This is a genomic window from Methylobacter marinus A45 (genome assembly GCF_000383855.1).
Lineage (GTDB): Bacteria > Pseudomonadota > Gammaproteobacteria > Methylococcales > Methylomonadaceae > Methylobacter > Methylobacter marinus.
Genome location: NZ_KB912877.1, coordinates 1,011,320 through 1,030,179, shown reverse-complemented (window position 1 = coordinate 1,030,179; position 18,860 = coordinate 1,011,320). Strand labels below are relative to the sequence as shown.

The following is an 18,860-nucleotide window of genomic DNA, read 5'->3' as shown; positions in this document are numbered from 1 at the left end:
CTGGGTGAATACCGCTATTTTCATTAGCGAATTTTCATAAGGTATGAAAATTCCACCTCTTGGCAGCGCGGAATTCGCCAATTAAGCCGGGTTTTTCAGCCATTTTAGGCAAAAACCTGGTTTGTTTCGCTATTCCCTAAGCGCTGGGCGCAGTAATCCCTAAAGGCCGCCACACCGAGTATATTCAGCACTCGGGTAAAGTTGTAACACAAGGCCATTAAGCTAAATTCGCCCCGGCATTTCTCAAGCCCGCGCATCAGAAAATGGTGCATACCGGCTCGATGCTTGAGGGTGCCGAAGGGATGTTCAACATAACTGCTGCGATTGATCATCATCGGCCGGGTGCCTTTCATGTGCTCCCGGTGCTGATCAACCAGGGCTTCATGTTCCCAGCGCTCGAGTTTTTTGTAGGTTGCATTTTCCTTTAAACACTGCGGGCGTAACGGACAGTTTTTGCAGGCGGACTTTTTACTTTTGTAAACCGAGACGTTCCGCTTACCTTGCGGGCGAAGTTTGCCGCAGCGGGCAATCTGTTCGCCTTGCGGACACCGATAGCAATCATTTTCGCCATCGTAGGTAAATCGGTCTCGGGTGAATCGGCCTTCTTTCCCAGCCCTGCCTTTTTTGTTGGGAACCGGCACATAAAGCTGAATGCCTTGCTCGTGGGCCTGCTTGATCTGTTCGCCGCTGTAATAACCGGAATCGGCCAATCCGGTTAGCTGTTCCGATTGCAATACCGCTTGCGCCTTCTCCAGCATCGGCATGAGTTGCTGAGTATCGTTACCATCCTGAGTCACCTCTACGGCTACCAACAGTTTGTGTTGACTGTCTACCGCAATCTGGACGTTGTAACCGGCCGTGGTTTGACCGCGCTTGGTCAGCAAGCGGGCATCCGAGTCAACCGTTGAAATTTGGCTGTCTGACGAGGCGTTTAGCTGATTCTGTAAGGCTTTTTTCTCGGCTTGCTTCGCTTTAATACGGGCAATTTTGTCGGCTAAGCCCGGGTCGTCAACCAAACTGCCAAGACCTGCTTTGGCGTCAGTGGCGTCTTGTTCCGCCAATTGTTGCTGGTAGGCCTCGATTTTCTTGTCCAGTTCCGCCAGTTGTTGTTCCAGTTTTTTAGCGGTATAGATGCTGTCTTTATTGGCATCGGCCTTAAAGAAACTACCGTCGACAGCGACTTCGTCCCCCCCAAACAAGTTGAGCTGTTTACAGAGCAGAATAAAATCTTTGTTGATCGCCTTTAAGGCGGCGCTGTTGTCTTTCCGAAAGTTAGCGATGGTTTTATAACTGGGCCGTAGGCTATCAACCAACCAGATCACCTCAAGATTACGGGCCGCCTCGCGCTCCAGCTTGCGGCTACTGCGTATCCCATTCATATAGCCGTAAAGATAGAGCTTGATCAGCAGGCTTGGATGATAGGCCGGTTGCCCGGCTGTCAGACCTGAGCTGCACTTTTGGATTTTCAGGCGCACTAAATCAAGGGTGGTCACGTATGCATCAATCGCGCGTACCGGATTATTCTCGGATACATACTCATCCACGCGGGGGGGGCAGCAACGATGACTGGTAGCGATCTTGACCCACTTTATAGTTCTTGGCAGTCATTTATTCTTTTTATATCAATGGAATAATAAATAATATTATACCATTGAGGAGTCTTGAATACTTTCACAGTCTCGTACCCTACTGTATTTTTCAGGCTGGCCTGTCAATAACAATAGTCAATTTTTACAACAGCCGTTGCTTTCAGGTAACGGCTGATTGCTCTAATAAGGAAACATCCTTTCGGCCTGAAGGTCGAGATCTAAAACCAGAAAGGAATATTGATTAATAAACGTCCCTGACGTAGCGTTTGTCTTTTTTCAGCTGATTGACGTAATCAATGGCTTGCTGTTCCGAGAGGTTGCCGTGTTCGGCAATCACGTCGTGCAGAGCCTTGTCGACATCCTTGGCCATGTGGTAGGCATCGCCGCAAACGAAGAAATAACCGCCCTGTTCCAGCCAGGCGAACAGTTCGGCACCGTTTTCACGCATGCGGTCCTGTACATAAATCTTTTCCTCTTGATCTCTGGAGAAGGCCAGATCCAGTCGGGTCAGCAGGCCTTTTTGCCGCATGACTTCCAGTTCCTCGCGGTAGATAAAATCAGTCGCCGAGTTGCGGTCGCCGAAGAACAGCCAGTTTTTACCTGGTGCATTCCGGTACTCGCGTTCCTGCAGGAAGGCGCGAAACGGCGCGATGCCGGTGCCGGGGCCGACCATGATCATCGGCAGGCTGTTGTCGTCGGGAACTCTGAAGACCTTGTTGGGCGTGAAGAAGACGCGTACATCGGTTTCGTCGTCGACCAGGTCGGCCAGAAAAGTCGAGCAGACGCCTTTGTGCAGACGGTTATAGCTCTCATAACGCACGCTGGCCACGGTTAAATGAACGGTGTCCGGATGCATTTTGCCGCTGGAGGAAATCGAGTAGGCGCGATGCTGCAAGGGTTTCAGCAGGCTGATGAATTCAGCGGCCGAGAATTCCACTTGCGGGAATTGCCGTAGCAAATCCAGCGTGTCGCGGCCCCATAAATAATCCGCCAGTTTGTCCTTGTCGCCCGATTCCAGAATGCCGTTGAGCTCCTGGTCCCCTGAGCGGCTGGCGATTTCCTCGATCAATTCCTTGCTGGGCAGCTTGATTTCAAATTGTGTGCGCAAGGCTTCGTGTAACGCGATCGACTCGCCGTTGACCGGTTCGTCTTCATCGCCTTTGCAGCCGATGGCTTCAAGGATATCGGCGACCAGTTTGGGGCAGTTGGTCGGCATCACGCACAGGGCGTCGCCGGCTTCATAGCTTAATCCGGAACCGGTAATGGCAATTTCATAATGCCGTGTTTCCTTTGACGACGATTCGGCGGTCAGAAGCCGGTTCGCGACCATTTTGGCCGGGAACGGGTTCTTGCGGTTGTATTGGGGTTTTTCGGCCTGAGCGGCTGCCTCGATGTCGACAATGACCGTGGTCGACGCGCCTTCAGCCATGTGCGGAATGACGGCACTGATCCAGCTCGCCGCCGGTTCTTCAAAATCGACGTCACAGTCAGTACGGTCGTAAATTCGCGTGGCGCCCAGTTCAGCCAGTCTTTGGTCCCAGTCTATGCCCGCTTTGCAGAATAAGTCATAGCTGGTGTCGCCTAATGCCAGTACGGAGAATTTGATGTTTTTGAGATCGGGCGCCGAGTCGGATGCTACGGCCTCCCACAGCATTTGGGCATTATCGGGCATTTCCCCTTCGCCGTATGTACTGGTGATGACCAGCAAGTATTCCATGGCGGCAAGTTGATCGATTTCGACCTCATCCATGCTTTTTACCAGCGGTTTCAAGCCGTGTGTTTTCGCCACGCTGGCGGCGTCATGAGCGATGGACTCGGCATTGCCGGTTTGGCTGCCGTACAGAATGTGGATGACGCGGGCATCCACTTGATTAACAGAGCCGGCACTTTGAATCATATGCGTATGCATGCCGGCAAAGAAGCCGTTTAGCCATGCGCGCTGACTTTCGCTGTAGGGAGCGTCGAATGGGATATGAGGTGTTTTCATTTGAGTTACTAACAAATCAATGTCTGTGCATCCGCCTCCTGGTATTTAACCCGAGGAGGCTGATGTGTTAAAAAGGTTAGGTTAAGCCGCCTGCTCGCTCATCATGTCCTGGACAATGCCCAATCCGACGAGCCCGGCCAGATATTCCTCGATACAAGGAATGCCGGCCAGGGCTTCTCTATTAATATTTTCCTGCTCAATGATCCAGGCGGTGGAGCCTATCGAGTAAATGCTTTGCACGTCGCGCTTGATCAGTGCTTTTTTGTAGTCGTTGAGGCGTTTAACCGCGAGCAGACAGGCAAGCTGATCATCGCTGTAATTGCTGTAAGCTTCGCGCGTGTTTTTAACCAGGGCTTCCTGCAATTTGCGCGGGCGCTCCATGATTAATTTCCGCGCCGCCTGCTCGATCTGGCTTTGAGTTTGCAACGCTTCAGGCAAGTGCTTCAGCATGTCGCGAGCACAAGACCGGGCTTTCTCGAATACTGCAAAGCTGTTGACCAGTCTGAACATCAGGACCGTATCGGTCGTGCCGTAATCCGGAATCGCGCCCCCGAACAACGGTTGCGTTGTCTGGTAGGCCTCCCTGACCTGTTCAATTTGCGCGGCAGCCAGTTCCAGCGACAATTCCTCGATCATTTCCTTGCGATCCAGTGCTTGCTGCAAGTACTTGGCCGTCTGTGTCTTGTAAAGCCATAACGGCAGCGCAAATTTGAAATGAACGCGCTCGGTAGCCCAGTTATCGAGCAATCGTCTGGCTTTGCTTGAGTTGGCATAGTCGGCATGCTGCTCGAGCATATACAGAATGAATTGTTCGTGGGCGCAGGCCGTATCGGTGTCTTCAGTCAGGCGATGCAGTTCCACGGACGACTTGTCATACAGGTTTTCCAGCCGGTCTTCCGGGTCGTATTGATAAGCATTGCCGCCGGACATGCCATTGCAGAAGCCCTTGCCGAACCGGCCTAAATTCAATACGGCGCCGTTGGTCATGTATTCGCAGGCAAAATCGCCGACGCCTTCAACAACCGCCATGGCGCCAGAGTTCCTGACCGCGAAACGGTCGCCGGCCTCGCCGTTGATGAAGGCTTTACCGCCGCTGGCTCCGAATAGGGCAAAGTTGCCGATCAGCACGTTGTTGCCCGGTGTTTTGGTGCCGCCGCCTGGCGACTCGACGATCAGCGTACCGCCGCAGGCCGATTTGCCGACGCCGTCATTACAGGTGCCGGTATGTTCCATGCGCATACCGTCATTCATGAACGCGGCATAGCTCTGTCCGGCCGAGCCGTGCGTGCGGATAATCACGCTGTCCGGTGCCAGATAGCGACGGCCGTGCTGGTTGGTATAAATGATTCTGGAGGCGGCCGCCTGCTCATCGCTGAGCTCATAGGCCAACATGCGCTCGATATCGATCGCCGTCTGACCGCCAACGGTTTTGTTACGGTTGTTCAGCTTGAAATCGTCGCCTTCGATAATGAGCTGTTGTTTGTTGCCGTCAATAATATCGGCTTTAAACCGTTTGATAATGGCATCGTCAATGCTGAAGTCGGCTTCCAGGTAGATCGGTTTTTCAACTTTCACTTCGCTCACCTGAGCAAGCAGGCGCGTCAAATCCAATTGGCCGATCATGGATTCGTGATTGATCAAATGCAACAATTCGGTTTTGCCGCGTATCTCGCGCAGGCTGCGGTAGCCTAATACCGCCAGTATTTCCCTGACTTCGTGAGCCAGATTCATGAAATATTGCGCCAGTACGCGCGCATCGCCTTTAAACTCTTCATGCGCGGTGGTCAGACCGGCCGGGCATTTGATGTTGCAGTTTTTGGCCATGACGCAGCGCAGCATCATTAAAGCGGTGGTGCCGAATTCAAATGAGTCGGCACCCAAAATAGCCGACTTAACGACATCGAGCCCGCTCTGATGTGCGGCACTGCAACGCAACACGACTTTGTCGCGCAGGCCGTTGGTGGCCAATGCCTGATGCACCTCGGCAATACCGATTTCAGGTGAGCGGCCGGTGTTTTTCAGGCTGGTCACGGCCGCGGCTCCAGTACCGCCGGTATTGCCGGCCACGTTGATCACGTCGGCCCCGGCTTTGGCGACGCCGACGGCAATCGTGCCGATACCTTCCGATGACACCAGTTTGACGCCGACTTTTACGCGCGCGGCTTTGGCATCGTGGATCAACTGCCCCAAATCCTCGATCGAGTAGGTATCATGATGCGGCGGCGGACTGACCAGCTCCACCTTGGGCGTGCCGCCCCGCAAGGCGGCAATTTCGACCGAGACTTTGGGCGCCGGTAATTGGCCGCCTTCGCCGGGTTTTGCGCCCTGGGCGATCTTGATTTCGATTTCCTGGATATTCAGGTCGGCCAGATAGCCGGCCCAGACACCGAAACGTCCAGACGCGAATTGCTTGATTTTGCTTGAACGCAGCGTGTTGAAACGGCTGGAGTGCTCGCCGCCTTCGCCGGAGTTGCTGAGCGCACCGACGATATTCGTGCCCTGGGCGACCGCTTCGTGCGCTTCCGCCAGCAGCGCGCCATGGCTCATCGCGCCGGAAGCCAGTACCGTGGTGATTTCATGGGCCGGCTGTACGTCGGCCAAGGCAAGCGGGTCGCGCGCAGGCTGGATGGATGATAAATAGCCGGCCAAAAGGCTGCCGGCATCGGCGACATTGACGGTTAATGCATCGCCAGCTACAGCCAAGCTGAACTCGGTATCGGCGAAGCGTTTTTTTAGATGCTGTGCCAGTTGATCCAGGCGCGCTTCGGATGAGTTTTCGGTAAAGCCGATGCTGAACGTCGCAGCGCCGGTTTGCGTGGTCTTCAGGCCTCGGATCAGATAGTTGTTATTGCCGTACAGATTCTGTTTGCCAAGGATGCGGTCGAAGTCGGCAACCGTTTCGGCGCTGCTGATATCGGCCGGAAAATCCATGATGTCGCGCAAGGCCGCCGGTCTGGAGTCGCGTTCCAGGTACAGGTTTTTGGTAAAACTGCGATAGGCCGGGGTAATGCCGAAGGCATCGATTTGTTCCGGCGTGCGTTTTTCATAGCCGAAATCGACGTAGGCCGTATCGCTGGCCACGGGTGATTTATCCTGAGGAAGATACAGAATCTCCTCATCGGTCATATTGATATATTCCCGGACCGCGGTATTGCCGAAAGTGTGGCCTGCACCCTCCTGACGTTCCTTGAACAGGCCCAGGAACGGAATGTCTTTTTCCTCGCGCACGGCCAGGGCTTTTTGATGCCATTCCGTTGCGCTGGCGGCGATGTCGGCATAACGCGCGCCGCCGACCGAGGCATGGATGTTAGGGAAATAAGGGCTTAACTTCGGCTCGTCGGTATCGAGATAATTGGACTCGAAGAACTCCCCGCCGATATAGCTTTCCACGGTACACAGGCCGAATTTGCCCATGGTTTTCATGAGCGATTTTTCAGCCGCTTTCTGGAAGTTCTGTAATATTTTCGGCTGTTCGCTAACCGGATAATGGCTGATAACGCGGTTGTGTACGCTGACAGGGCAGATCGCTGATGCGCCGAAGCCTAAAATCGTGGCGATATCATGCGGGCTGGCCGCTTGTCCGGTTTCCGCAATTAAGGAGGAATTGAAGCGCAGACCTTGTTTAACCAGATGCTGGTTGGCGGCCGCGATCATCAGCAGTGCCGGAATGGCGGCTTTTTCCTCGCTGATATTGATGTCGCTCAGGATGATGATGCCGGTGTTTTTGCGGGCGGCTTTCTCAACCTGCTCGCAGACGTCCAGCAATGCGGCCTCCAGCGCGTCTTCGTTGCGTTTCGGATCGTTAAAATCGGGCGAATACAGCATATCCAGCGTAACAACGCTGACGGCCGATTGTTTGCGGATCTGCTCCAGTTGGGTGCGCTGCAGAATCGGCGAGTCGATGACCAGTTGTTTGCTGTATTCGTCGGAAAAGGTCGGCTTGGCGCCCAGGGCGACGCGCAAGGTCATGCCGTCGCTTTCCCGAAGCGAGTCGAGCGGCGGATTGGTCACCTGGGCAAAACGCTGGCTGAAATAGCGCGACATGCCGCCTTCGGTGCCGGACAACGCATTAGGCGCGATGCCGTAGCCCATGGCCGAGACTTTTTCCATGCCGGTTGCCAGCATGGGATCGAGCAGGAATCTGAAGCTTTCCTGGTTGAGTGAGTATGCGGTATGGCGCTGGTCTATCGTGAATACGTGTTTGTTGTCGATCTCGGACAGGCCGACTTCCGGCAGTGCCGACATATGGATGCAGCTTTTCGCCAGTAACGCCTGATAGTCTTGTTCCTGCGCCAGTCGCTCCATGACTTGGAGGCTGTTATAGGCTTCACCGGTTTCGTGATCGAAATAAAGCATGCCGCCGGCTTCGATGCGGCCGCGCTTCAGGACATCCTGAGCGGGGAAATCGATTTGACCGGCTTCGGACATGACGGCCAGGTAATCTTCGGTTTCCACTGAGCGCAGCGGACGCAGGCCAAGGCGGTCCAGGCGCGCGCCGACGCGTATGCCGTCATTGAAAATCAACGCGGCCGGTCCGTCGTTCTTTTCTTCGTACAGGCTGAAATATTCCAGCATGGCGCGCACTTGCGGCGACAATGTCGTGTCGTTTTCCCAGGCCGGCGGCATCATCGCCAGCACGGCCGTGACGATATCGAGATTGTCTTCGTTGATGCGGCGGGTCAGGGTTTGGTCGAGGCGGCCGGAGTCCGATTGTCCGCACGGAAAGACGATGTGCTTGTTGTGCTGGCGCGCGATGGCGTTTTCGCTCAAGCGGTTTTTCTTATCGGTGTTCAATTCGCCGTTGTGCGCCATGTAACGGAACGGCTGCGCCATCATCGTGGCCGGGGCCGTGTTGGTTGAAAACCGGGTATGGAAAAACAGCGTGTTGATCTCGTGGTCTTTGTCGTACAGGTCCATGAAGTATGGAATGACTTCAAAGGAGTTGAGCCGGCCTTTGTAAACCTGCGTGCGCGAACTCATCGACAACGGATAGAAGCCGTTCAGTTCGGGGCGCGAAAAGCCTTCAACTTCAATAGTCAGCAAGGTAGCCTGAATATGCTTTTCAAACTGTTCGTGCGTCGCGGTCTTCAAGTTGTCCGGGCGCCCGAATATGACCTGCTTGATAGGCAGCTGCGCCTTGACAGCCGCAGGATTGAGTACGGATTTGTCGACCGGTATGTTGCGCCATTGAATAACCGGCAGGCCGGCCTCTTTAAAATGGCGCTCGACCAGTTCTTTCGCGGTGGAATCGTAATGGTCGTGATCTTCAGGGAAAAAGAAGTTCGCCACGCCGAATTGACCCAGTTCCAGGCTGTCGATACCGGTGATCTTGCGAAAGAACTTTAGGGATAAATCAATGTTAACGCCAGCGCCGTCGCCAATTCCTTCGGCACTCATGCCGCCACGGTGGGGAATGGTGCAGAGCGCTTCGTGGGATTTAACCAACAGATCATGAGTTTGTATACTCTTTTTGTGAGTAATAAAACCCACGCCGCAGCTGTCCTGCGATAATTCAGCGTTATACAGCATTTGTTCTTTATTACCTAATCGGGGATTTTTAATCATTTTCCAGCCCGTTCTAATCATGCCGTCGAGAGGCGGCGTTTATAGTTCGTTTTTTGTTTCAATGCGTGTTAGAGTCGAATAATTAAGCATTAATTCAGGCAAGCACATCAAAGTCGCTACGAAATCTTTCAGATAAATTTCATCTGGTGAAACTTGCTAATAATACCACGATGCAGGTTGTCTGTCATTTATGTGCTAGTGTTTTGTTTTATCAGACCGTAAAAATATAGGTTGCCTTATAATTGATTGATATGAAAGAGAATTTTGATGTTGTGATCGTGGGTGGCGGTATGGTGGGCGCGGCTGTGGCTTGCAGTCTGGGTGGCAGTAGGTTGAAAGTGGCGGTTATCGAGAGTTCGCTGCCTCAGTCTTTCTCCGCCGATCAGCCGCATGATTTGAGGGTTTCGGCGCTCAGTATCGCGTCAAAAAACATTCTTGAGACCGTCGGCGCCTGGCCGGGGATTATCGGTCGCAGATTTTGCCCGTTTCGGCGCATGCGCGTTTGGGAAACGGCCGGGGATACCGAATTTCGCAGCGATGACATTGGTCACGCGGAGCTAGGCTATATCGTTGAGAATCGTGTAACGCAACTGGCTTTATTGGATCGTTTGTCTGATTTCGATAACGTCGAACTGATCTGTCCGGCTATGATTAATAAAATCCGTTATTCGGTTGCGCATCAAGGCGATCATTCCACGCTGGAATTAAGCGATGGCCGCCAGTTGTCGGCGAAAGTGCTGGTTGCCGCCGATGGCGGTCAATCAAGGGTCAGGCAGGCGGTAGGCTTGGGGGTGACGAGTTGGGATTATAAGCAGCATGCCCTGGTTATTTATATCGAGACGGATTATGGGCAACAGGATATCACCTGGCAACGTTTTGTCCCTAGCGGTCCGCAGGCCTTTTTGCCGTTAACGGGGCATTATGGTTCCATCGTCTGGTATAACTCGCCGGATGAGGTCTCGCGGTTAAAGGCATTACCTGAAGCGGAATTGATGGCGGAATTGATGACCGCTTTTCCTGACTGTCTGGGCAAGGTCAAGGGTATTCTCGGTACCGCCAGTTTCCCTTTAAAACGGCAGCATGCGCAGGATTATGTCAAACCCGGTGTTGTGCTGGTCGGCGACGCGGCGCATATGATCAATCCTCTGGCGGGGCAGGGCGTGAACATCGGCTTGCTGGATGCGGCAACCCTGGGTGAGGTCTTGATAGAGGCCCGGAACCATGGGCAGGCTATCGACGATATAGCCGTTTTGAAACGCTACGAAAAATTGCGTCGTAATGAAAACCTGAAAATGATGACGGTAATGGATGTCTTTTACCGTGTATTTAGTAATGAGGTGTTACCGGTCAAGTTTTTGCGTAATCTGGGCTTGGGATTGGCCGAACGTCTTGTGCCGGCAAAAAATAAGGTCATGCGTATGGCCATGGGGTTGGACGGTAATTTGCCCAAACTCGCCAGGGGGGAGCCCATTGTTTGAGCGGGCGGGATTTGTCTCTCGCATAGGGTGTGCCGGCAATGCGTCGATTGTCTTGGTGCGTTGCCTTGGGATATTAGCGTCTTTTTGCCGGATGGCGAGTTTTAAAATCTCTTTATCGGCAGTGCATTACCCTAAAATTATAAATTAATGTGATCGGGTTCATGTTTTGGTGAAAAAAATTAATTACGTCTTCGTTTCAGCTTAAGCCGGTATTTTTTTGGGCTAGAATTGCTAGCAACCAATTTGTTGAGAACCGAAGCAATGCATAAAAAATTTTATCCCAAAATTTCAAAGCAACTTTCAGCGGTTGTCGCCAACGAGGATGGTGTGCAGTTAAATGTCTTAGCGGTGGATACCAATGGCGCGGAGGTCTGTATTCAGTGTGATATGAGGCAACGCAACGTGATGACGCCGGGCGGCAGTTACGTGCGCGGCGGCAGGCCGGTAGAGTGGTCCATCAGTCTGGAGTTGCCTGATGAGGATGGGAGGATATCGCCTGTCGCGGCGCGCTGCCATATTTCCTATTCACGGCGTATCTCCAGCGATCTCTGTAAGATCGGCATGCGCTATGTCGATATGGGAAGGAGTGACTACAACCGGTTGGTCCGGTTTATCGAAAAAACCCTGGCGTCAAACGATGGCTTTGCCTTTTGACCGGCATGGCGGCTATTTCAGTTACCGCCGACTTCCAGCATTTTAAGGATTTCATCGCGTATCCGTTCTTGCTTGGCCGTGTCGTGGATGGGCTGCAACCGCGAGTCGGTAATATAAAACATGTCTTCGGCGCGACTGCCGATCGTGGTGATTTTCGCGCTGTGCAGATGGATGTTCTGCTGCATGAAGGCTTGGCCGATTTTGGATAGAAGGCCGGCATGGTCGGTCGTGATCAGTTCTATGATGGTGTGCCTGTTTAAAGGGTCGGTATGAAATTGAATGCTGGTCGGGATGGGGAAATGCTTGGCCTGTCTTGATTGGCGATGAATATTTTTATGGGCTTTTACTTCCCGGTGCAGCAGGTTGTGGCGCAGGGTCGTGCAGATATGGACTTCCCTGAACAGTTCATTGATGGGTTCACCTGACTGTTCCAGTACCTGGAAACTATTGAGCACATAATTATCCAGCGTAGTCATGATTCTGGCGTCCAGAATCGTAAGCCCTAGCTGGTCCAGGGTGGCCGTGCTGATGGAAAAAACAGCCTCTTCATTTTGGGTATAAATAAACACTTCGGCGCTGCCCCGCTGGGTTTGAGGGCGCAGCAGAACCAGGGGCAGGTCGTCCTCGCTGGAAGAGGCGATGGCGATCGTGTGCCAGGCTATTTCATCGGCCGAATATCTGAGGAAGTAATCATCGCTGGCATGTTGCCAGGACTTGTGAATCGCCGGTTCTGATATGCCAAGCTTGAGTAGTTCGTCTTCCGCTTCTTTTTTGTTTTCGAGTATCCGGTCCTCCAGCGCTACCGGATTCTCCAGGCCTCTGTGCAGGGCGCTGTGCGTGACCGAGTAAAGCTCTTGCAGTAAGGCGTCTTTCCAGGAATTCCACAGTTCCGGATTGGTGGCGCGAATATCGGCCACGGTCAGTAAATACAGATAATTCAGGTATTCGATGCTGCCTACTTGCTGGGCGAATTCATGGATGACATCGGGGTCGCCGATGTCTTTGCGTTGGGCGGTCATCGACATGATCAGGTGGTTGCGGACCAGCCAGGTGATTAGCTTGGTGTCGTGCGGCGACAGGTCGTGCTGAACGCAGAAGCGTTTGGCGATTTCCTCGCCTATCGTGGAATGGTCGCCGTTTCGGCCTTTGGCAATGTCGTGAAACAGGGCGGCAATATATAGAATCTCCGGTTTGGCGATCAGGAGAAAAATATCATTGCAAAAAGGCAGTTCATTAATATGTTTTTCCAGTGCAAACCGGCGCAGGTTGCCGATTACGAAAATCGTATGTTCATCCACGGTATAGATATGGAATAAATCATATTGCATGCGCGCGACGATATTGGCGAAGCCGGGTATATAGGCGGCCAGCACGCCGTAACGGTTCATGCGCCTTAGTTGGTGGGTAATGCCTCGCGGTTGACGAAATATTTCCATGAACAGGCGGTTGGCCGTTTTATTCTGGCGGAACCCGTCGTCGATCAGGTACAGGTTCTTGCGGATCAGGCGAATGGTCGTGGCTCTGATTCCTTTGAGCGAGGAGTTTTGTTGCAGGATTAAAAAGATTTCCAGTAAAGCGGTCGGTTCCTGCTCGAAAATGCTGTCCTCGGTTGCTTCAAGATAGCCATTGATAACGGAAAATTTAGCGTTAAAAGGCAATGGTCTGTAGACGCCTTCGCCGCAGACGAAGCGTTCGTTGAATAGTTGCAGCAGCATTTCATTAAGGCGCTCGAGTCCGAGTACCGTTTTAAAATAAAACTGCATAAACTGCTCGACGTCCTGATTGTAAGCCTGGTCCTCCGTGCTGAAACCGAATTGCTCGGCAAGATCGCGCTGGTAATCAAAAATCAGCCGGTCCTCGGCTCGATTGGTCAGCAGGTGCAGCGCATAGCGAATGCGCCAGAGCACGTCCAGGGCTGAAACCAGTTGCAAATATTCCGATTCCGGCAGAAAGCCGTATTTGATCAGTTCCTTGAGCGTGGAGGAATTGTAATGGCGTTTGAATACCCAAGCGATAATCTGCATGTCGCGCAGTCCGCCCGGGCCTTCCTTGATATTGGGTTCCAGATTGTAGGCCGTGCAGTGGAATTTGGCGTATCGCTGCCGCTGTTCTTCCATTTTGGCAATAAAAAACTGATCGGAAGGCCAGATTTTATCTGGCGTGGTAGCCTGTTTAAGTGTTTCATAAAGCGCGGTGTTGCCGGTGATCAGGCGCATTTCCATCAGGCTGGTCATAATTGTCTGATCGTCTTGCGCGGCTTTGATGCATTCCTCGATAGTGCGCACGCTTTGCCCGGGCTTTAGTCCGATATCCCATAGGAATATGGAAAAATTCGTCAATGATTCCTGGTAAGGGGTGGTGTCGTTGGAATCAAGCAAGATAACGATATCGATATCGGAATAGGGAAACAATTCCCTGCGGCCATAGCCCCCCACGGCAATCAGGCTCAGCGATTGGGCGTGATCACCGAGATAGTGTTGCCAGCAGCGGCTCAGGATTTCATCGATGAAATCGGACTTTTCCTCAAGTAGTCCGGAAACCGAGCTGTGCGGATCGAATTTTTGCCGCAGGTCGTCGTCTTTCTGCTTCAGTAGTTGTTTGTATTGCAGCAAGCTGTCTTTTCCGGCGAGGGTCGCAGGCTTGGGGGAACTCAAGTCGATCACATTTCTTCCTGGCGCAGGGTTAGGATTTCATAACCGTCGGCCGTGACAAGAATAGTATGTTCCCACTGAGCGGACAGGGTCCGGTCCTTGGTGACCGCGGTCCAGCCGTCGGCCAATACTTTGACATGGCGCTTGCCGAGGTTAAGCATGGGTTCGATGGTTAAAATCATGCCGGCTTTCAACACTTCACCGGTGCCGGCTTTGCCATAGTGCAGAACCTGGGGTTCTTCATGGAATTTCTTGCCGATGCCATGGCCGCAAAATTCCCTGACCACGGAGTATCGGTTGGCCTCGGCATGCTTCTGTATGGCGTGGCCGATATCGCCCAGGGTGGCTCCGGGTTTGACTTGTTCGATGCCGAGGAACATGGCTTCGCGGGTGACGTTGACCAGTCTCTTGGCGTGCGGGCTGACTTCTCCTACGCAGAACATTTTGCTGGTATCCCCATGGTACTCATCTTTAATAACCGTAATATCGATATTGACGATGTCGCCCGATTTAAGTTTCTTTTCACTGGGGATGCCATGGCAGACCTGATGATTGATGGAGGTGCATATGGATTTGGGAAAACCGTGATAATTAAGCGGCGCCGGTATGGCCTTCTGCACGTTGACAATATAATCATGGCAGATTTTATCGAGTTGATCAGTGGTAACTCCCGGAACCACATGGGGCGCAATCATTTCCAAAACTTCGGCGGCCAGTCTTCCGGCGATACGCATTTTTTCGATTTCATTTTCGGTTTTGATGATTATGCTCATGGAGATTCTTACTTGTTTAGGGTTATTTGTGACGGATGACAGGCGCGACAAGATAACTGTCTGGTTTTGAAAGTTGGTCAGTATATGACATGGGACAGAGTTTAACAGAGATTATCTTGTTGTAAAAAACTAATTATGGTATAAAGCTAAGTTCATTTTTGTATTAATACTCACGCTTATCGTCACGTCTGGCAGGGTGCTGGCCTGATTTATCGGACTGGTTTCCAGGCGGGATAGGTGGAGGCGTAACCCAGCTCGGACAAGCGTCCGATTTTTAATCTTAGGAGAAATTAATGGCAGCAGTATCCATGCGTCAAATGCTTGAGGCGGGTGTTCATTTTGGACACCAAACCCGTTACTGGAACCCGAAAATGGCTAACTACCTGTTCGGCGCGCGTAACAAAATCCATATCATCGATTTGGAAAAAACGCTTCCGTTGTTTAATGATGCAATGAATTATCTGGGTCAAATGTCGGCAAACAAAGGTACCATCCTGTTTGTCGGTACTAAAAAAGCAGCACGCAAAGTGGTTGCGGAAGAAGCGAAACGTTGTGGCATGCCTTATGTCAATCATCGCTGGTTAGGCGGCATGCTGACCAACTTCAAAACCATCAAGAAATCAATCAATCGTCTTAAAGAACTGGAAGCCATGAAAGCTGACGGCACGCTTTATCAACGATTCAGCAAGAAAGAAGCGCTGGGCATGGAGCGCGAACTCGAAAAACTCGAGCGCAGCCTGGGCGGCATTAAAGATATGAAAGGCATTCCTGATGTGATTTTCGTACTGGATGTCGGGTATGAGAAAAATGCGATCAGCGAAGCGAAGAAATTAGGCATTCCGGTAGTCGGCGTTGTTGACTCCAACAACTCTCCGGAAAGAATCGATTACGTTATTCCGGGTAATGACGACTCAATTCGAGCGGTTTCATTATATTGTCAAAGTGTTTCCGCGGCTGTAATGGAAGCTAAATCGGCAAGTCTGGAACTGTCGGCAAAAACCGATGACTTCGTTGAAGAATCCGCGGCAACAGAATAATTTGCGCCCTTGATTTTTAGCAGGCAGGGTCCTGTGAGGAGTTAGGGTTTAGATCAAGAAAAAACGCCTCCTCACGGGGGCGTTTTTATAGTACGAACAGTGAGGAAAAAAGAATGAGTATTACTGCAGCAATGGTTAAGGAACTGCGTGAAAGAACCGGTTCCGGCATGATGGAATGCAAAAAAGCGCTGGTTGAGACCAATGGCGACCTGGAACTGGCTATTGAAAACATGCGTAAATCCGGCCTGGCCAAAGCCGATAAAAAATCAGGCCGTACTGCCGCCGAAGGCGTTATCGGCGCTAAAATCAGCGATGATGCGAAAACAGCAGTGATCGTCGATATTAACTGTGAAACTGATTTTGTTGCCAAGGGTGATGATTTCGTTGCTTTCGTTAATAATGTAACGGCTGCTTTGCTGGTTTCAGATATTGACACAGAAGAGCAATTACTGGCTATGAAATTGGCCGACGGCAATACCGTTGATGATGTCCGTCGTGGTCTGATTGCAAAACTGGGCGAGAATATTACTATTAGACGTTTTGCAAAGTACCATACCGCGGAAGGCGGCACCGCCTGCTATCTGCATGGCAGCAAAATCGGCGTTATCGTCGAATTGGCCAAAGCGGACAGCGAACTGGGCAAGGATATCGCGATGCACATTGCCGCGAGCAAGCCTGAATGTGTTTCCGAAGATCAAGTTCCCGCGGAACTGATTGAGAAAGAGAAGGAAATCTTCTCGGCGCAAGCGGCGGAAAGCGGAAAGCCTGCGGAAATTATCGAGAAAATGATTGCCGGCCGGATCAGCAAGTTCCTGGCCGAAATTACCTTGCTGGGTCAACCTTTTGTTAAAGACGACAAAATCAGCGTCGGCAAACTGGTGGCTTCAAAAGGTAACAGTGTTGTTCGTTTCACACGCTATGAAGTGGGCGAGGGCATTGAAAAGAAAGAAGAAAACTTTGCCGAAGAGGTTATGGCTCAAGTTAGAGGCAGTTAAGAAAACTCCCCGGCCGCCGGCCGGGGAACCTTGTGCTAATGAATACCGGTCCCCGATTGAATATGACTAAGCTGATTTGCCAGAGAATTTTACTTAAGTTAAGCGGTGAGGCTCTAATGAGTGAGGCAGGCGGCAGTATCGATTCCGATATTGTTAAACGTCTCGCCATGGAAATTAAAGATTTATGTGATGTGGGTATCCAGATCGGACTGGTTATCGGTGGCGGTAATATCCTGCGTGGCGCGGAAAAAGCCTCGGAAGGTCTGGATCGCGTAACCAGTGACCAGATGGGCATGCTGGCCACGGTCATCAATGCCTTGGCCATGCAGGACGCGCTGGAACATTTAGGCCTGCAGGTCAGGGTGATGTCCGCCCTGAAAATCAATCAGGTGTGCGAAGATTACATACGGCGCCGTGCCGTCAGGCATCTGGAAAAAGGTCGCGTAGTCATTTTCGCGGCCGGAACGGGCAATCCTTTTTTTACAACCGATTCGGCAGCCAGTCTTAGAGCGATTGAAATCAATGCAGAGTTGATGATTAAGGCGACGAAGGTCAAGGGTGTCTATTCGGCGGACCCCGAAAAAGTAAAGGATGCAGTATTTTATTCACGATTGACTTATGATGAGGCGCTGGATCAACGTTTGAATGTCATGGATGCAACCGCACTGGTATTATGCAGGGACAATAATTTACCCATGCGGGTCATGAATATTTTTGAGAAAGGCGCGGTAATGAAACTGATGATGGGCGAAGAGATCGGCTCCCTTATTCAACGAGGAACACATAATGATTAGTGATATCCACCAAAGTGCTGCCACCCGCATGGGCAAAAGCATAGAAGCGTTAAAACATGAATTTTCAAAAATAAGAACGGGCAGGGCGCATCCGAGCTTATTGGATCAAATAACTGTTTCCTACTACGGTACTGAATCGTCGCTGTCGCAGGTGGCCAATGTGGCTGTTGAAGATGCGCGTACTTTGACCATCACTCCGTGGGAGAAGGGCATGGTACAGGCGATCGAAAAAGCGATTATGAAGTCGGATCTGGGATTGAATCCGGCTACCAACGGCATGACTATCCGCATTCCATTGCCGCCGCTGACTGAAGAGCGTCGCCGCGATCTGGTGAAGGTGGTCAGGCATGAGGCAGAGAATGGCCGTGTGGCGATCAGAAATATTCGCCGCGATGCCAACTCGGAAATAAAGGAGGCGTTGAAGGAAAAAATGATTTCCGAGGACGAAGCACGTGCTGCCGAGGAAAAAATCCAGAAATTGACCGATCAATATGTCAAGGAAGTGGAGAAATTATTGGAAGCCAAAGAGGCGGATCTGCTGTCAATTTAACTGAGATTTAACAATGTCAGATGATGATTCCATCAGTTTAGAATCAGATAATAACAAGCCGCGCCATATTGCCATTATCATGGATGGCAATGGCCGCTGGGCGCAAAAACGTTTTATGCCGCGCCCGATGGGGCATCAGGCCGGGGTCAAAGCTGTCAGAAAGGTTGTCGAATACTGCGCAAAGCAGGAGATCGAGGTCTTGTCATTGTTCGCTTTTAGCAGTGAGAACTGGCGACGTCCGCAGGAAGAGGTCTCCATGTTGATGAGCTTGTTTATCACAACCTTGCAACGAGAAATCGACAAACTGCACCGTAACGATATCCGCTTGCGATTTATCGGCGACAGGACGGCGTTTCCAGATAAATTACAGGCTAAGATTGCCGAAGGAGAGGCGAGGACAAAGGATAACAAGGGCTTAACCCTTGTTGTGGCGGCAAATTATGGAGGTCGCTGGGATATGTGTCAGGCTTTCCGGAAAATCGCTGAAAAAATGGCGGCCGGAGAGTTGGAAAACCAGGAAATCAGTGAAAAGTTGATCGAACGGTATTTATCCACCGCTGACCTGCCCGAGCCGGACCTGTTCATCAGAACAGGCGGCGAGCAACGCGTGAGTAATTTTCTGCTCTGGCAATTAGCCTATACAGAGCTGTACTTTACATCAACGCTCTGGCCGGATTTCGACCAGAATTCAATTGAAGACGCTATTAAGAGCTTTAAAAGCCGGCAGCGGCGCTTTGGCCATACCGGAGAGCAGGTGCTTAATAAAGCTGTCACCCTCTAAAACCTT

General features: G+C 51.6%; 11 protein-coding genes and 1 pseudogene. 7 read left to right on the top strand and 5 right to left on the bottom strand.

What is annotated here, in order from left to right; all coding sequences use genetic code 11:
* Positions 1 to 104: 104 nt before the first annotated feature.
* From METMA_RS23935 to METMA_RS0104570, 3 genes and pseudogenes are all read right to left on the bottom strand, one after another.
* Positions 105 to 1,608 (bottom strand): annotated as a pseudogene (locus METMA_RS23935) (IS1182 family transposase).
* Positions 1,609 to 1,830: 222 nt separating this feature from the next.
* Positions 1,831 to 3,576 (bottom strand): sulfite reductase subunit alpha, encoded by a 1,746-nt coding sequence (locus METMA_RS0104575; RefSeq protein ID WP_020157891.1) that lies wholly within the window; start codon positions 3,574 to 3,576, stop codon positions 1,831 to 1,833.
* An 81-nt stretch (positions 3,577 to 3,657) separates the two neighbouring features.
* Complete coding sequence (locus METMA_RS0104570) at positions 3,658 to 9,141, bottom strand: glutamate synthase-related protein (protein ID WP_020157890.1); 5,484 nt, start codon at positions 9,139 to 9,141, stop codon at positions 3,658 to 3,660.
* Between the two features lie 251 nt (positions 9,142 to 9,392).
* On the opposite strand from METMA_RS0104570, the gene METMA_RS0104565 reads away from it, so the two are divergent.
* A complete protein-coding gene (locus METMA_RS0104565) occupies positions 9,393 to 10,619 on the top strand; it encodes an FAD-dependent monooxygenase (RefSeq protein ID WP_020157889.1) in 1,227 nt (408 codons plus the stop codon).
* 261 nt (positions 10,620 to 10,880) lie between these two features.
* Positions 10,881 to 11,273 (top strand): hypothetical protein, encoded by a 393-nt coding sequence (locus METMA_RS0104560; protein WP_020157888.1) that lies wholly within the window; start codon positions 10,881 to 10,883, stop codon positions 11,271 to 11,273.
* A gap of 17 nt (positions 11,274 to 11,290) precedes the next feature.
* Here METMA_RS0104560 and glnD read toward each other — a convergent pair whose 3' ends face one another.
* Both glnD and map read right to left on the bottom strand, forming a co-directional pair.
* Positions 11,291 to 13,936, bottom strand: a complete 2,646-nt coding sequence (gene glnD, locus METMA_RS0104555) for a [protein-PII] uridylyltransferase (RefSeq protein WP_020157887.1) — start codon at positions 13,934 to 13,936, stop codon at positions 11,291 to 11,293.
* Positions 13,933 to 14,697: a type I methionyl aminopeptidase gene (gene map / locus METMA_RS0104550; protein WP_020157886.1), complete on the bottom strand. Its 765-nt coding sequence runs from the start codon at positions 14,695 to 14,697 to the stop codon at positions 13,933 to 13,935. The genes glnD and map overlap by 4 nt, the downstream gene beginning before the upstream one ends.
* A gap of 293 nt (positions 14,698 to 14,990) precedes the next feature.
* On the opposite strand from map, the gene rpsB reads away from it, so the two are divergent.
* The 5 genes from rpsB (at position 14,991) to METMA_RS0104525 (ending at position 18,854) form a co-directional block, all read left to right on the top strand.
* Positions 14,991 to 15,734 (top strand): 30S ribosomal protein S2, encoded by a 744-nt coding sequence (gene rpsB / locus METMA_RS0104545; protein WP_027147035.1) that lies wholly within the window; start codon positions 14,991 to 14,993, stop codon positions 15,732 to 15,734.
* Between the two features lie 113 nt (positions 15,735 to 15,847).
* Entirely contained in the window at positions 15,848 to 16,729 is an 882-nt protein-coding gene (gene tsf, locus METMA_RS0104540) for a translation elongation factor Ts (RefSeq protein WP_027147034.1), read from the top strand.
* Between the two features lie 62 nt (positions 16,730 to 16,791).
* Positions 16,792 to 17,523, top strand: a complete 732-nt coding sequence (pyrH, locus tag METMA_RS0104535; RefSeq protein ID WP_027147033.1) for a UMP kinase — start codon at positions 16,792 to 16,794, stop codon at positions 17,521 to 17,523.
* Positions 17,516 to 18,073, top strand: a complete 558-nt coding sequence (frr, locus tag METMA_RS0104530) for a ribosome recycling factor (protein WP_020157882.1) — start codon at positions 17,516 to 17,518, stop codon at positions 18,071 to 18,073. The genes pyrH and frr overlap by 8 nt, the downstream gene beginning before the upstream one ends.
* 13 nt (positions 18,074 to 18,086) lie before the next feature.
* Complete coding sequence (locus tag METMA_RS0104525) at positions 18,087 to 18,854, top strand: isoprenyl transferase (protein WP_020157881.1); 768 nt, start codon at positions 18,087 to 18,089, stop codon at positions 18,852 to 18,854.
* The last annotated feature ends 6 nt before the right edge of the window (positions 18,855 to 18,860 follow it).

Coding starts and splice junctions, on each gene's coding strand:
- pyrH (WP_027147033.1), top strand. CDS start 16,792: ATGACTAAGCTGATTTGCCAGAGAATTTTACTTAAGTTAAGCGGTGAG.
- map (WP_020157886.1), bottom strand. CDS start 14,697: ATGAGCATAATCATCAAAACCGAAAATGAAATCGAAAAAATGCGTATC.
- METMA_RS0104560 (WP_020157888.1), top strand. CDS start 10,881: ATGCATAAAAAATTTTATCCCAAAATTTCAAAGCAACTTTCAGCGGTT.
- frr (WP_020157882.1), top strand. CDS start 17,516: ATGATTAGTGATATCCACCAAAGTGCTGCCACCCGCATGGGCAAAAGC.
- METMA_RS0104570 (WP_020157890.1), bottom strand. CDS start 9,141: ATGATTAAAAATCCCCGATTAGGTAATAAAGAACAAATGCTGTATAAC.
- METMA_RS0104525 (WP_020157881.1), top strand. CDS start 18,087: ATGTCAGATGATGATTCCATCAGTTTAGAATCAGATAATAACAAGCCG.
- tsf (WP_027147034.1), top strand. CDS start 15,848: ATGAGTATTACTGCAGCAATGGTTAAGGAACTGCGTGAAAGAACCGGT.
- METMA_RS0104575 (WP_020157891.1), bottom strand. CDS start 3,576: ATGAAAACACCTCATATCCCATTCGACGCTCCCTACAGCGAAAGTCAG.
- METMA_RS0104565 (WP_020157889.1), top strand. CDS start 9,393: ATGAAAGAGAATTTTGATGTTGTGATCGTGGGTGGCGGTATGGTGGGC.
- rpsB (WP_027147035.1), top strand. CDS start 14,991: ATGGCAGCAGTATCCATGCGTCAAATGCTTGAGGCGGGTGTTCATTTT.